This is a genomic window from Spirosoma luteolum, from assembly GCF_054778875.1.
The window spans coordinates 22,194-34,619 of the sequence record NZ_BAAGZE010000022.1 but is presented as its reverse complement, the minus strand read 5'-3'; the positions used below and the strand labels follow the sequence as shown (position 1 = coordinate 34,619).

12 protein-coding genes are annotated in these 12,426 nt (G+C 60.0%); 5 read left to right on the top strand and 7 right to left on the bottom strand.

Going from position 1 to position 12,426, the window contains the following annotated elements; genetic code table 11:
* Positions 1 to 92: 92 nt before the first annotated feature.
* Positions 93 to 530, top strand: a complete 438-nt coding sequence (locus ACYVAC_RS19380) for an RrF2 family transcriptional regulator (protein ID WP_461099445.1) — start codon at positions 93 to 95, stop codon at positions 528 to 530.
* A 44-nt stretch (positions 531 to 574) separates the two neighbouring features.
* A complete protein-coding gene (locus tag ACYVAC_RS19375; protein ID WP_461099444.1) occupies positions 575 to 2,473 on the top strand; it encodes an AAA domain-containing protein in 1,899 nt (632 codons plus the stop codon).
* Positions 2,474 to 2,587: 114 nt separating this feature from the next.
* Here the strand turns inward: ACYVAC_RS19375 and dnaJ are convergent, their stop codons facing one another.
* A complete protein-coding gene (gene dnaJ, locus ACYVAC_RS19370) occupies positions 2,588 to 3,754 on the bottom strand; it encodes a molecular chaperone DnaJ (RefSeq protein WP_461099443.1) in 1,167 nt (388 codons plus the stop codon).
* A 100-nt stretch (positions 3,755 to 3,854) separates the two neighbouring features.
* Positions 3,855 to 4,445, bottom strand: coding sequence for a nucleotide exchange factor GrpE (locus tag ACYVAC_RS19365; protein WP_461099442.1), 591 nt, complete (start codon positions 4,443 to 4,445; stop codon positions 3,855 to 3,857).
* A gap of 167 nt (positions 4,446 to 4,612) precedes the next feature.
* On the opposite strand from ACYVAC_RS19365, the gene queG reads away from it, so the two are divergent.
* Both queG and ACYVAC_RS19355 read left to right on the top strand, forming a co-directional pair.
* Positions 4,613 to 5,602, top strand: a complete 990-nt coding sequence (queG, locus tag ACYVAC_RS19360; protein WP_461099441.1) for a tRNA epoxyqueuosine(34) reductase QueG — start codon at positions 4,613 to 4,615, stop codon at positions 5,600 to 5,602.
* 68 nt (positions 5,603 to 5,670) lie between these two features.
* Positions 5,671 to 6,309 (top strand): TetR/AcrR family transcriptional regulator, encoded by a 639-nt coding sequence (locus ACYVAC_RS19355; protein ID WP_461099440.1) that lies wholly within the window; start codon positions 5,671 to 5,673, stop codon positions 6,307 to 6,309.
* On the opposite strand, the gene kynU is transcribed toward ACYVAC_RS19355, so the two are convergent.
* Positions 6,280 to 7,551 (bottom strand): kynureninase, encoded by a 1,272-nt coding sequence (gene kynU / locus ACYVAC_RS19350; RefSeq protein WP_461099439.1) that lies wholly within the window; start codon positions 7,549 to 7,551, stop codon positions 6,280 to 6,282. The genes ACYVAC_RS19355 and kynU overlap by 30 nt on opposite strands.
* A 71-nt stretch (positions 7,552 to 7,622) precedes the next feature.
* A complete protein-coding gene (locus tag ACYVAC_RS19345) occupies positions 7,623 to 8,792 on the bottom strand; it encodes a sensor histidine kinase (RefSeq protein ID WP_461099438.1) in 1,170 nt (389 codons plus the stop codon).
* A 188-nt stretch (positions 8,793 to 8,980) separates the two neighbouring features.
* Between ACYVAC_RS19345 and ACYVAC_RS19340 the strand changes: the two genes are divergently transcribed.
* Complete coding sequence (locus ACYVAC_RS19340; protein ID WP_461099437.1) at positions 8,981 to 9,928, top strand: hypothetical protein; 948 nt, start codon at positions 8,981 to 8,983, stop codon at positions 9,926 to 9,928.
* 67 nt (positions 9,929 to 9,995) lie between these two features.
* On the opposite strand, the gene ACYVAC_RS19335 is transcribed toward ACYVAC_RS19340, so the two are convergent.
* From ACYVAC_RS19335 to ACYVAC_RS19325, 3 genes are all read right to left on the bottom strand, one after another.
* The gene (locus tag ACYVAC_RS19335; protein ID WP_461099436.1) at positions 9,996 to 10,355 is read right to left on the bottom strand and encodes a heavy-metal-associated domain-containing protein; all 360 of its coding nucleotides are present in this window, start codon (positions 10,353 to 10,355) and stop codon (positions 9,996 to 9,998) included.
* A gap of 38 nt (positions 10,356 to 10,393) precedes the next feature.
* Positions 10,394 to 11,875 carry a hypothetical protein gene (locus ACYVAC_RS19330; protein WP_461099435.1) on the bottom strand — a complete coding sequence of 494 codons (1,482 nt, stop codon included), beginning with the start codon at positions 11,873 to 11,875 and terminating at the stop codon, positions 10,394 to 10,396.
* 96 nt (positions 11,876 to 11,971) lie between these two features.
* Entirely contained in the window at positions 11,972 to 12,322 is a 351-nt protein-coding gene (locus ACYVAC_RS19325; RefSeq protein ID WP_461099434.1) for a four-helix bundle copper-binding protein, read from the bottom strand.
* Between the last annotated feature and the right edge of the window lie 104 nt (positions 12,323 to 12,426).

Below are 12,426 nucleotides of genomic sequence, written 5' to 3'. Positions count from 1 at the left end.
GATTTTGATTTTCCAAATTACTATACAAAATTTATAGGACAAATGTATTAGTACGAAAAGTCTATCGGAAACCTGCATAAATACGGCACAACATGATCTCCAAAAAAGCCAAATACGCCATCAAAGCGCTTAAAGCACTGACCGAAGCCTACGGAAGCGGGCCCGTGCTGATTGCCGACGTTGCCAACCGCGAGCTGATTCCGCGCAAGTTTCTGGAAAGTATTTTACTCGATCTGCGCAACCACGGGTTACTGCAAAGTCAGAAAGGAAAAGGCGGGGGCTACATGCTGCGGGTCGAACCCGACCGCATCACGCTGGCCCAGGTCATCCGGATTATCGACGGCCCCATCGCCCCCACGCCCTGCGTATCGCTCAACTTCTACGTGCGCTGCGACGACTGCGACGACGAGGAAACCTGCGCCATCCGCCCGATCATGGAACGCGTGCGCGACGCCAACCTCGCTGTTTACGAAAACACCACGTTTCAGATGCTCGTCGACCAGGCGCCGGTGGGCTTGCCGGTGCTGTAGCGTGCCGGGCCGGCAGATCAGGTCGTGATGCCGTACCTTTGTGTATGGATTATTTTAAAAAGCTGCTCGATCTGCTGCGGCTCGAACGCACCGAAGACCGCACGCAGTACGAACACCTCACCCAGTCGACGAGTGTGGCCGAACGCCGGGCCAATGGGCTGGTCTGGTACCCTATTGCCATTCGGGGTTCTGAACTGGGGCGAGGTGACTACCTGACCGTCGAGGTCGAACGTACCACCCACCAGGAGCTGTCGCACCAGCTGCGAACGGGGGTGCCGGCCGTACTGTTCAGCAACTACAACCCCAAAGCCGACCGGGTCGAGGGTACGGTTAGCTGGCAGGGTGGCAACCGGCTCCGTATTACGCTGCTGACCGATGAATTGCCCGACTGGTCGCGCGACGGCAAGCTGGGTATCGAACTCCTGTTCGACGACAAAAGCTACGACGAGATGCAGGACGCCCTTCGGGCGGCCAACGTCCTGGCCGATGCGGGGCAGAACCGGCTGGTCAACATCCTGACGGGGCAGGCCGCTCCCACGGCTCATCCCGACCAGCCCCCGGTGGCGCTGCCCGGCCTCAACCCCAGCCAGCAGCGGGCGGTGCAGCACATTCTGGCAGCCAACGAACTGGCCGTTGTGCACGGCCCGCCGGGCACCGGCAAAACCACCACGCTGGTGCAGGCCATCCGGGCGCTGGTGGCTGGGGGCCACCGCCCTATTCTGGTGGTGGCCCCCAGCAATACGGCGGTCGATCTGCTGAGCGAAAAGCTGCACGAACAGGGCCTCAACGTGCTGCGGGTGGGCAACCCCAGCCGGGTATCGGAGCACCTGGCGGCTCTCACCCTCGACCACCGCATGAGCGAGCATCCGCTGATGAAAGAAGCCAAAAAGCTGAAGAAGCAGGCAAATGAATTCCGGTCGATGGCCCACAAATACAAACGCAGCTTCGGCAAGGCCGAACGCGACCAGCGGAAAGCGCTGTTCGACGAAGCCCACCGTATCCTGAAAGACGTGGCCAGCACCGAGCAGTACATCATCGACGATCTGGTAGCACGGGCGCAGGTTATCACGGCTACTCTTGTGGGCTCGAATCAGTACATGATCCGCGACCTGACGTTCGACACGGTGGTGATCGACGAAGCCGGGCAGGCGCTCGAACCCGCCTGCTGGATTCCGATTCTGAAAGCGCCCCGGCTGGTGCTGGCCGGCGACCACTGTCAGCTGCCGCCCACTATCAAGTCGGCCGAAGCCGCCCGGCAGGGACTAAGCCATACGCTGCTCGAAAAATGCGTGGCGCTGCACCCCGAGGCCGTCACCCTGCTCGACGAGCAGTACCGCATGCACGAACACATCATGGGCTATTCGTCGCGGGTATTCTACGAAGGCAAGCTGCGGGCCCACGCATCGGTGGCGGCTCATCAGCTGCTGGCGGGCGATACGGCCCTGCAGTTTGTCGATACGGCGGGCTGCGGCTTCGACGAGAAGCTGGACGGCACCAGCTCGACCAACCCCGACGAAGCGGTCCTGCTGGTGAAACACCTGACGGCGCTGGTAACCGAACTGGGCCAGACCTACCCGCCCGATCGCTTTCCAAGCATCGGCATCATCTCGCCTTACCGGCAGCAGCTGGTTATCCTGAATGAACAGCTGCTGCACACGCCCGAGCTACAACCTTACCGCCACGCCATTACGGTCAACACCATCGACAGTTTTCAGGGGCAGGAGCGCGACATTATCTACATCTCGATGACCCGCAGTAACGACCGGGCCGAGATTGGCTTTCTGGCCGACATCCGCCGGATGAACGTGGCCATGACCCGCGCCCGCAAAAAGCTTGTCGTGATCGGCGACAGCGCCACCCTGTCGAGTCTGCCGTTCTACAGCGACTTTGTCACCTACGCCGAGTCGCTCAACGCCTACCAGAGCGCCTGGGAGTGGGCCTGAAACCCGGGCAAATACAGAAAAGCGCCCCGACGATATCGTCGGGGCGCTTTTCTGTGTGTACTGTATACATCAACCCGGCTGCGATCAGCCGGGCTGCGTTCAGTCGGGCTGCGATCAGCCGTGGAAGAAATCCTTCATCTTGTCGAAGAAGCCCTTCTCGTTTTTGTTTGGCTTGGGCTGAAAGTTGGGCGACGTGCGGAGTTTCTCCAGCATACCGCGCTCTTCGGCCGACAGCATTTTGGGCGTCCAGACATTGACGTGCACCAGCTCATCGCCCCGACCGTAGCCGTTGAGCTCCTTGATGCCTTTGCCTTTCAGCCGCAGAATTTTGCCACTCTGCGTGCCGGGCTCAAGCGTGATGCGGGCTTTGCCGTCGATGGTAGGCACCTCGATGCTCGTACCGATAGCCGCGTCGATAAAGCTGACGTAGAGATCGAACACTACGTTGTTGCCATCGCGCTTCAGATCGGCGTCCTCTTCTTCCTCCACCACGATTAGCAGGTCGCCGGCCACGCCACCCCGGGGTGGTACGTTGCCTTTGCCGCCAACCGACAGCTGAATACCCTCGGCCACGCCGGCGGGAATCTTGAGCGGGATGACGTCTTCCTGCAGCACCCGGCCTTCGCCAAAGCACACATCGCAGCGGTCGGTGACCAGTTTACCCTCGCCATTACAGGTCGGGCAGGTGCTGGTCGATACCATCTGGCCCAGCATGGTATTGACCACCTTGCGGGTCTGGCCCGAGCCGTTACAGGTCGAACAGGTCTGCACGGCGGTGCCGTTTTTCGATCCGTTGCCACCACAGGTCGTACAGGTTACGTGGCGTTTGACCTTGATTTTTTTCTCAACGCCATTGGCAACTTCCTGCAGGTTCAGCTTCAGCTTGATCCGCAGGTCGGAGCCACGCCGAACGCGCTGGCGCTGACCGCCCCCGCCACCCTGACCGCGGAAGAAACTGCCGAAGGGCGAATCGTCGCCAAAGACATCGCCAAACTGGCTGAAGATATCTTCCATCGACGGGCCGCCGGCTCCGTAGCCGCCACTGGCCGCACCACCCATGCCGGCATGACCGAACTGGTCGTAACGGGCTTTTTTCTGGGGGTCGTTCAGCACATCGTAGGCCTCGGCGGCTTCCTTGAACTTTTCTTCGGCCGAGGGGTCGTCCGGGTTTTTGTCGGGGTGGTACTTGATCGCCATCTTGCGGTAGGCCTTTTTGAGGTCTTCCGCCGATACGTTTTTATCCACCCCCAGCACTTCGTAATAATCGCGCTTCGTTGCCATATGGTTGACTGTGTGAATGAGCGAATGAGTGGTTGAGCGAATAGAAAAAAGCATGCGCCAGCCTATTCACTCAATCACTCATTTGCTCATTCGCCATTGATTAACTACCTACAATCACTTTCGCAAACCGGATCACCTTGTCGTTGAGGTAGTATCCTTTCTCAATCTCGTCGATCACTTTACCCTTCAGGTCGTCGCTGGGGGCGGGGAACTGCGTGATCGACTCGTGCAGATCGGCATCGAAGGCTTCTCCCCTGGCCGTCATGGCTTTTAGGCCCTTGCTTTCGAGGGTTTTCAGCAGCTTGGTATAAATCAGGTCGACGCCTTCTTTCAGAGCCGCCACATCGTTTGTCTGCTGCATCGACTGCATGCCGCGCTCGAAATCGTCGACTACCGGAATCAGGGCTTTCAGCATGCCTTCGTTGGCCGTGCCGATCAGTTCAAGTTTTTCCTTGGCCGTCCGGCGCCGGAAGTTTTCAAAATCGGCGTAGAGCCGGAGGTATTTATCTTTCAGTTCAGCCAGTTCGGCACCTGCTTTATCAACGGGTTCGGCCGCGGCAGTCGGTTCGGCTTCAGGCTCGCCCCCGTTTACTGTCACGGCGTCATCGCTGGTCAGTTCGTCAGAAGTCAGGTTGTCAGGTTGCTGAGGGTCGGGCATAGGCTGCTCGTCCCGGTTATCGGTATTGGTCATAGTTGTGTTTCTGTTTCGCTTCCAGAAATTCATACGCACCCATGCGCAAAAGGCTCGCCAAACTTCGCTGAACTGACAATATGTCGGTATGGCTCAGGGGGCAATCGGGGCCGTTTCGCGAATTTTTGACCGATTTTCGCCGTTGTAACAGCATCCAGTCTGCTCCCATGCACAACGCTCCCCAACATCACGCCCGTCTGATCAAAGCCAAAGCCGCTGAGCTCGGGTTCGACTTCTGCGGCATTGCCCGGGCCGACTTTCTGGAGGAGGAAGCGCCCCGGCTCGAAACCTGGCTCAAGAATGGCATGCACGGGCAGATGAACTACATGGCCAATCATTTCGACAAACGGCTCGACCCGCGCCTGCTGGTCGACGGAGCGAAATCGGTGGTGACGGTGCTGCTCAACTACTACCCTGAAACGCCCCTGCCCAGCGGCCCCGACGACTACAAACTGTCGAAATACGCCTACGGCACCGATTACCATTTTGTGCTGAAAGATAAACTTAAAGACCTGCTGCAGTACATACAGGACGCGATTGGCGAGGTGGGCGGCCGCGCCTTTGTCGACTCGGCGCCGGTCATGGATAAAGCCTGGGCCAGGCGGGCCGGCGTGGGCTGGGTCGGCAAAAATGCCAACCTCATCAACCGGCAGATCGGTTCCTTCTTCTTTATCGGTGAGCTGATTATCGACCTCGAGCTGGAGCCCGACGGGCCCATTACCGACTACTGCGGCACCTGCACCCGCTGCATCGATGCCTGCCCGACCGACGCCATCGTGGGCCCGTACGTGGTCGACGGCAGCAAATGCATCTCCTACTTCACCATCGAGCTTAAAGACGCCATTCCAACCGAGGTAAAGGGGCAGTTTGAGAACTGGATTTTCGGCTGCGATATCTGCCAGGACGTCTGCCCCTGGAACCGGTTTTCGCGCCCGACCCAGACCCCCGAATTTGCCCCCCACCCGGCCCTGCCCACCTTTTCGAATCAGGATTGGGAGGAAATTACGGACGACGTTTTCCGGGAGGTATTCCGCCGGTCGGCCGTCAAACGCACCAAACTCGACGGGCTGAAGCGCAATATCCGCTTCAGCCAGCTGCTGCCCCCCCCCGACGCCGATCAGCCGCAGCACGATGGCGGTTTATATGACGATAACTAATTTTAATTTGGAGGTAGTGCCGGTGAGACTTAGCATTGTAAATTTCAGCATCCTACACCTCCCAACCCATGAAACGCGACCGTAAGCACACTGAGCACCGATTATTAGAAGCCGTGGGGGAAATTATTGCGGCCCACGGTCTTGACCACGTGCGAATCAATAAGGTGGCCAGTTGGTCGGGTATCAACAAAATCCTGATCTACCGCTATTTCGGCGGCCTGGATGGGTTGCTGGAAGCCTATCACAGACGGGAACAGATGACCCGTTCCAATGCCTTTATCGACCTGCCCAGTCTGAAAGATTATCCGCTCGATGACCTCTTCGATTCGTTGTGCGAGCAAACACTGCAGGAATACCGGCGGCTGCGCTCGAATGTATACCTACAGGAGTACCTCAAAGCTGATCTGATCGGCAGCGACACGCCCTACAATCCGCTCGTTGCTGAACGGGCGGGCAAGCTGCGCCACCTGATCGACGAGGTGTCGGCCCACGTACAAACCAAACAGGGTCGGGCGTTCACCTCCGTCATGATCAGTGCAATGACCCTGCTGACTTTTATGGCCCAGCAAAAGCGCAGCATCCTCGACATCGACCTCGATTCGGAAAACGGCTGGCAGGAAATCGAAGAAGCAGTCCGGTCGATTTATCGCGGCATTTACCTCGTTGTGCAGGAGCGCTCACCCGAGCCGACCGAAAAAACGATCTAGTGCCTGCCCTACCTGCCATACCTCCTCAAACGTATTGTAGAGCGGTACGGGCGCCAGCCGGATACAGTCGGGCTCGCGCCAGTCGCCGATAATACCCGTTTCGGTCAGGTACGTAAACAGCTTTTTCCCGTCTTCGGCTACCAGCAGCGACAGCTGGCACCCCCTCTGGTTCGGATCAGATGGCGTCAGGATCCGGATGGCATCGAATGGCGCCAGCACGTGGGCCAGAAAACCGGTCAGTTGCTCGCTCTTGTGGCGCAGGGCGGCCATACCCGCCTGCGCGGTAAGGGCAATGGCCGCGCGGTGGAGCGCCAGCGCCGGAATGTTGGGGGTGCTGAGCTGCCAGCCGTCGGCCCCGGGCGCCGGCACAAAGCCGGGCGTCATCTGAAAACGCGTGTCTTCGCGGTAGCCCCACCAGCCGGCCAGCCGGGGCAGGCCCGCGTGGTGGTGTTTTTCATGCACAAATACGCCCGATACAGCCCCCGGCCCACCGTTGAGATACTTATACGAACACCAGGTTGCGAAATCGACTCCCCAGTCGTGCAGTTGCAGGGATACGTTGCCGATGGCGTGGGCCAGATCGAGCCCGATCGGTACACAATGCGCGCGCGCCGTAGCAGCCAGCGCGGCCATGTTATAAACCTGTCCGGTATAATAGTTCAGACCGCTGAGCCAGATCACCGCCAGTTCGTGTGCATGGTGGGCAATGGCCTCCTGCAGGTCGGTTGTATGGATAAGGCCATCGGCCCGGGGTGCCACTTCGATAATGGCATCGGCGGGGTCGAGGTTGTGGTGGCGGACATGGGTTTCGAGCGCGTACTGATCCGACGGAAAATCACCTTTGATGGTCAGGATGCGGTATCGGGTGGGCGTTGGCCGGTAGAACGACGCCAGCAGCAGGTGGATATTGACGGTCAGCGCGTTCATCGGGCACACCTCGACCGGACGCGCGCCCACAATCACGGCCAGATCGCCCTTGCACCGCTCGTGGTAGCTGAGCCACGGCTGCTCGGCCGCTTCGGTTGTTTCGAACCAGCCTTCTACACCCAGCTGCTGCCAGGTATCGAGTTCCCGGGTAAGGGCCGCCCGGGCGGCCCGGGGCTGTAACCCCAGCGAATTGCCGCACAGGTAGATCAGGTCGCGGTCGGCGCGCCGGGGAATCAGAAATTCGTCGCGAAACGACCGCAGGGGGTCGGCCAGGTCGAGCTGGCGGGCAAAAGCGAGGCTGTTTTCGTAGGTCATAGGAGTCGAAAGCTACGAAGAGATGACCGTTTCACCCTGTTTTTGTTTGACCGAACGGTGGCCCGCCGGCGCTAGCGGGCGGGCAGGAATACGCTGAACGTGCTGCCCTGACCGGGCCGGCTGCTGGCCGTGATGATACCGCCGTGGTTGGTCACCACTTTTTCACAGATCGCCAGGCCAATGCCCGTGCCGACAAAGTCGCTGCGGACATGCAGGCGCTGAAACACCGTGAACATACGGTCAAGGTACTTTTCGTCGAAGCCAATCCCATTGTCGGTCACGTCGATACGATGAAACATCGGCACCGAACGAATAGGCGGCACCGGCAGCCCCCCGACCGGCACCAGGCTGGCCTGCACCTGTATCTTCGGCTGCAGGCCATCGCGCCGGAATTTGAGGGCATTGCTCAGCAGATGATCAAACAGCTGCCCCAGCTGCTCGGCATCGCCGGCCAGCCGGGGCAGCTCGCCGATTGTAATCTGTGCTGCCGGCTCCGTCACGGAAATGTCGAGCTCCGTCAGCACCTCAGCGAGCACGTCTGCCAGCGAGACCAGCTGGTGTTGTTCGCGCTGGGTCGTGATCCGTGAATACGTGAGCAGGTCGCGAATCAGCATCGACATGCGCCCGGCGGCCACCTGCATCCGTTCAATGTACCGGATTCCTCCGCCCAGCACCGACCCATACTGACTGCGAAGCAGATCGGCGAACTGCTGTACTTTGCGCAGCGGTTCCTGCAGGTCGTGCGAGGCTACTACGGCAAACTGGTGCAGATTCTGATTCGAGCGCTGCAGGTCGTGCACCAGTTCCTGGAGCTGCAGGGTGCGTTCCTGCACCTGCTGGTCGAGGCTGGTCGACAGCTGGCGCAGGTTTTCCTCACTGCTGCTGAGGGCCTCCAGAATACCCACTTTCTCGGTAATTTCGATTCCCGTGGCAATAATGCCGAAGATTTCGCCCTGGTGATTGCGCAGGGCTTTAAACGAAAAATCGAAGTAAACCGTCCGCAACACCCCATTGGCTTCCATTTGCGCCGGGGTGTTGTCGGTCGTAAACGTTACTCCCGTTGTGAACACGTTATCCAGAATCGCCAGAAATGGCTGCCCTTTCATTTCGGGCAGGGCTTCGACCAGGGGCAACCCAATTACGCCGTTGCCCTTCCCCCAGACAGCCAGCTGGGGCTCATTGGCAATGGTAATAACCATATCCCGTCCCACCAGCAGGGCGATGGGAATGGGCGATTCCATAACCAGGGTCCGATAGATCGCTTCATTATCAAGGGGTTCGGGCACATTGAGCATGGACACTATCAAAAACCGATGAAGGCACGGCGGAGTAATAAAACCACGATTTACACCACTTAACGGTAAGAAAGGATTTTTTGGGGGCTTTATATTTACGGGCCTGTATGTTTATCTTTCAATCGCCGGCAGTCATGCATACACGTTTGCCGTTTTTTTTGGTACTGCCGGTCCTGTTTGCCGGCCTGACGGCCTGCTCGGTGCAGCGTCCCCCGCGGGCTACAGGACCAACGGGGGGCACCTACTGCACCCCACCCCGCCCCCTCACCGACGACGTTCGATTCCGGCCCCTGCCCGATACCGATCCGGCCCTCCAGGCCGAAGGGGCGCTGGCCGGTTTCAGCGAACACGACCGGCTGCTGGCCAATGCCACCGGCCTGGTACCGCTGCTCCGGCAGCGATACCGGCTCCGGGCGGATTCGTCAACGGCCGGCCAGCTTAGCCGGCTCGGCCTGGACCAGCAGCTAAGCCAGCGCCTGCAACTCGTTTCTACCCAGCTTACCAGCCTGGCGGCCGAGCTCGACTGCGAGGGCGAACGCGCCGATCAGCTGGCCCGCGCCCTCGACGAACGCGATAGCCGGCGCATCCGGCGGCTGACCATTGGCTCAGCCGTGCTGGGCGCCATCACGACCGTCGCTACGGCCTTCATTGCCCGCGATGGTGTCAACAAAAGCCTGGACATCGCGGGTGGGCTCATCAGCACCGGACTGGGGGTGGCGGCAGCGGTCAACACCCGACAGACCGTTTCGTTTGCGCACGCCCGCAATCTGCTGACCGATATCTGGACGGAGCAGACCCAATCGGACCTGTACCCACCCGCGGTCTGGTACGTACTGCACCACCCGGCCTTCAGCAACAGCGCCCGGCAAACCATAGCCCACAACATTCGGGCGCGCTGGATCGGCTACGAACTGGCCGATGCAGCGCCGGCCGACCGTGCGCTTTATTTCGGAGCCGGTGGTCCGTACCGGGCCGACGCCCTCCACGTCCGGGCCAATATGCTCAATCAGCTGCAATCGTCGATCTGGTCCATCAGCCAGGACCTGCAGAGTCTGCAGCAGCAGCTGATCCAGCAGCCATAACCCCATAAAAAAGCGGGCCACTCCATCCGGAAGTGGCCCGCTGTTCGGCGTCGGCAACCCAGGCCGATCAATGATGATCCATGGCACTTTCTTTTTTGCAGCAGCTGGGCAGCTTGTTATAGCCCACCGGATCGGCCGCTACTTCTTCGACATCGTACCCCGTTTTGCTGATATTGGCTTTCAGCCGGGCTACGTCGGTTTTGGCCGGGTTGTATTTGATGGTGACTACTTTCGACTTCACGTCCAGGTCGGCTTCTTTCACCCCTTTCTCGAACGAGAGGTTGCGCTCGATGCGGGCTTTGCACATGCCACAGATAGCCGAGGTTTTTAGTTTGACTTCTTTGTCACGGTCGTCGCGGGGAGCGGCCAGCGTGGCGCCGGTCAGCAGCAACGAGGTCAGGGCGGTCAGCAACAGGGTACGGATCATGATAACTAGCGGTTTATGGATAACTGATGAACGAAAATTTACCTGGAATGGTGCCTGCTCCGGCCGCGCGGCATCGAACGATTACCCATGCCGCGCATGGAGCCCATGGTCATGAGCGCCGGCGATAACCGAAGGTACACCTGCCCCGACAGGGTTTGCCGGCCGTATACGGGTTCGAGCTGGCGGTCGGGCCGGCCACCCGTAACCTGCGCCCCCAGCACCAGATCGGTGTTGTACTGGCGCATCAGGCGGTAGTTCATGCCCAGCGTCAGGCTGTTGATGGTCAGCGACGGATTGTCGCGAAAGGCACCGCCGGCATTGCGCTCGTCGAACAGGCCCAGCTCTTCGGCCGATTTGGTGACGTTTTCGTACCGACCATATACGGCCAGTCGGTCGAGTTGCAGGCTGCTTTCGGCCAGATACGCATTTTCGCCCCCGTCGTGGTGACTGTCGCCGTGGCGGTTGTTGCCCCACACCAGCGCCGAGGTAACGTAGCGGCCGGGCGCCAGCCCCTTGCTGTGCAGCAGCGAAGCCGTTGTTCTGACCACATCCTCATCGGCGTGCAGCTCTTCGGGACTGTGCAGATACCCCTGCGAGACCTGCAGCGCCAGCGACGGCGAGGGATTGACCGACAGCCGGTACGAATAGCTATCGAAGCGGGGGCGATCGAAATTATAGCGGTGCTCGTCTGGTTCGCGGCCCGTGAAGCTCGACGCTTCCAGCTTGGCCCATTTGTAGCGAACCCCGACCGTGGCAACGCCAAACAGAATGTGGGTGGCGTCCTGCCAGTGGTGACTGAGGGGCGCGTTGGGATCGTTGAACGACGAAATCCGGTGCATAAAGGCGGGCGGGCCCAGGGCCGGCTCGCCGGGGTAACCCACGTAGCCGTATACATCGACATCGCGGCTCAGGGCATGCGCATAACTCACCGACAGCTCGGAAACCAGATCGTGGGGGTGTTGCCGGTCGATGAGGGGCTGGCCCCGGTACGATTCGCCGGTCTGGAACAGCAGCGGATACCCCCCGTTGCCTACGGTGAGCGGGTCGAGCGACAGCATGGCCCGCAGTTGCAGCAGCCCCCGCTGCCCGATCCGGCGCTGGGCCATACCCATAAACCAGTTCGGAGCACCAAACTGCCGGTCACTGCCTCGCCGGTCGGGATTGTTGGTATTCTGGCCCGTGTAGCGCAGGTAAATGGCGTAGTGCATCATGTACGACCAGCCACTGGGTCGGGTCGGCGTCATGTAGGCATACATGGGTGTGTTGTCGGGGTGCCACGAGGTACCCGATCCATTGCGGTTCATGGACAGGTGGCGCGACAGGCCGTGGGTCATCACGCCTTCCGACGCGCCCATGGTCATGCCTTGGTTGGTCATGGTATGGCTGCTATCCATGGCCATCATGCCGGCGTGGTCAGCGTGTGCGGTACTGTCCATCCGCATCCCCGCGTGGTGCTGGTGCTGAGCCTGAGCCCCCAAAAAACCTGCGGTCAGACAGGCAAGCAGAAAATACTTGTTCATAGCGTTGTGAAAAAACAGCGGCCGGGGCGGGCTGTCGGCAAAGAGAGCAACTGGCTGCTGGCTGGCCGGCAGCCAGCAGCCAGTCGGTTAATGTTGTCAGGCGGCCATAGCGCGGCACTCGGCGGCACAGGCCCGGCAGGCTTCGGCGCAGGCCTTACAGTGGGCGTTGTGGCCCGCATGTTTTTCGCACTCGGCCGCGCAGGCTTCACAGGCTTCGGCGCATACGGCCATATAGCTTTTCATAAACTGCGAACCCCGGGCTTCCAGCCGGCCGCACAGCGTACAGATATCGGCACAGTCGCGGCAGAGTTTAATGCACAGCGTCATGTCGTGCCCCTTGCTGTCGGTGTCGCCCATTTCGAGGCAGGCCGTCAGGCAGCGTTCGCAGGCGGCCGCGCAGTCGAAGCAGGTGTCGGTGTGGGTGTGTTCGTGTTGAGTCGTTTCCATGTGTCTGGTTTGTTTAGCCGACCACTAGCGGTCTATGGGTATAACCGCCGGCTGCCGCTTGAGTTTTTACACAATTCGGGGCCGGTTTAAACAGCCGGTTCGGG

Bases quoted from the DNA above. Each gene is read 5' to 3' on its own strand.
- ACYVAC_RS19380 (WP_461099445.1), top strand. From the start codon at position 93: ATGATCTCCAAAAAAGCCAAATACGCCATCAAAGCGCTTAAAGCACTG.
- ACYVAC_RS19375 (WP_461099444.1), top strand. From the start codon at position 575: ATGGATTATTTTAAAAAGCTGCTCGATCTGCTGCGGCTCGAACGCACC.
- dnaJ (WP_461099443.1), bottom strand. From the start codon at position 3,754: ATGGCAACGAAGCGCGATTATTACGAAGTGCTGGGGGTGGATAAAAAC.
- ACYVAC_RS19365 (WP_461099442.1), bottom strand. From the start codon at position 4,445: ATGACCAATACCGATAACCGGGACGAGCAGCCTATGCCCGACCCTCAG.
- queG (WP_461099441.1), top strand. From the start codon at position 4,613: ATGCACAACGCTCCCCAACATCACGCCCGTCTGATCAAAGCCAAAGCC.
- ACYVAC_RS19355 (WP_461099440.1), top strand. From the start codon at position 5,671: ATGAAACGCGACCGTAAGCACACTGAGCACCGATTATTAGAAGCCGTG.
- kynU (WP_461099439.1), bottom strand. From the start codon at position 7,551: ATGACCTACGAAAACAGCCTCGCTTTTGCCCGCCAGCTCGACCTGGCC.
- ACYVAC_RS19345 (WP_461099438.1), bottom strand. From the start codon at position 8,792: ATGGAATCGCCCATTCCCATCGCCCTGCTGGTGGGACGGGATATGGTT.
- ACYVAC_RS19340 (WP_461099437.1), top strand. From the start codon at position 8,981: ATGCATACACGTTTGCCGTTTTTTTTGGTACTGCCGGTCCTGTTTGCC.
- ACYVAC_RS19335 (WP_461099436.1), bottom strand. From the start codon at position 10,355: ATGATCCGTACCCTGTTGCTGACCGCCCTGACCTCGTTGCTGCTGACC.
- ACYVAC_RS19330 (WP_461099435.1), bottom strand. From the start codon at position 11,875: ATGAACAAGTATTTTCTGCTTGCCTGTCTGACCGCAGGTTTTTTGGGG.
- ACYVAC_RS19325 (WP_461099434.1), bottom strand. From the start codon at position 12,322: ATGGAAACGACTCAACACGAACACACCCACACCGACACCTGCTTCGAC.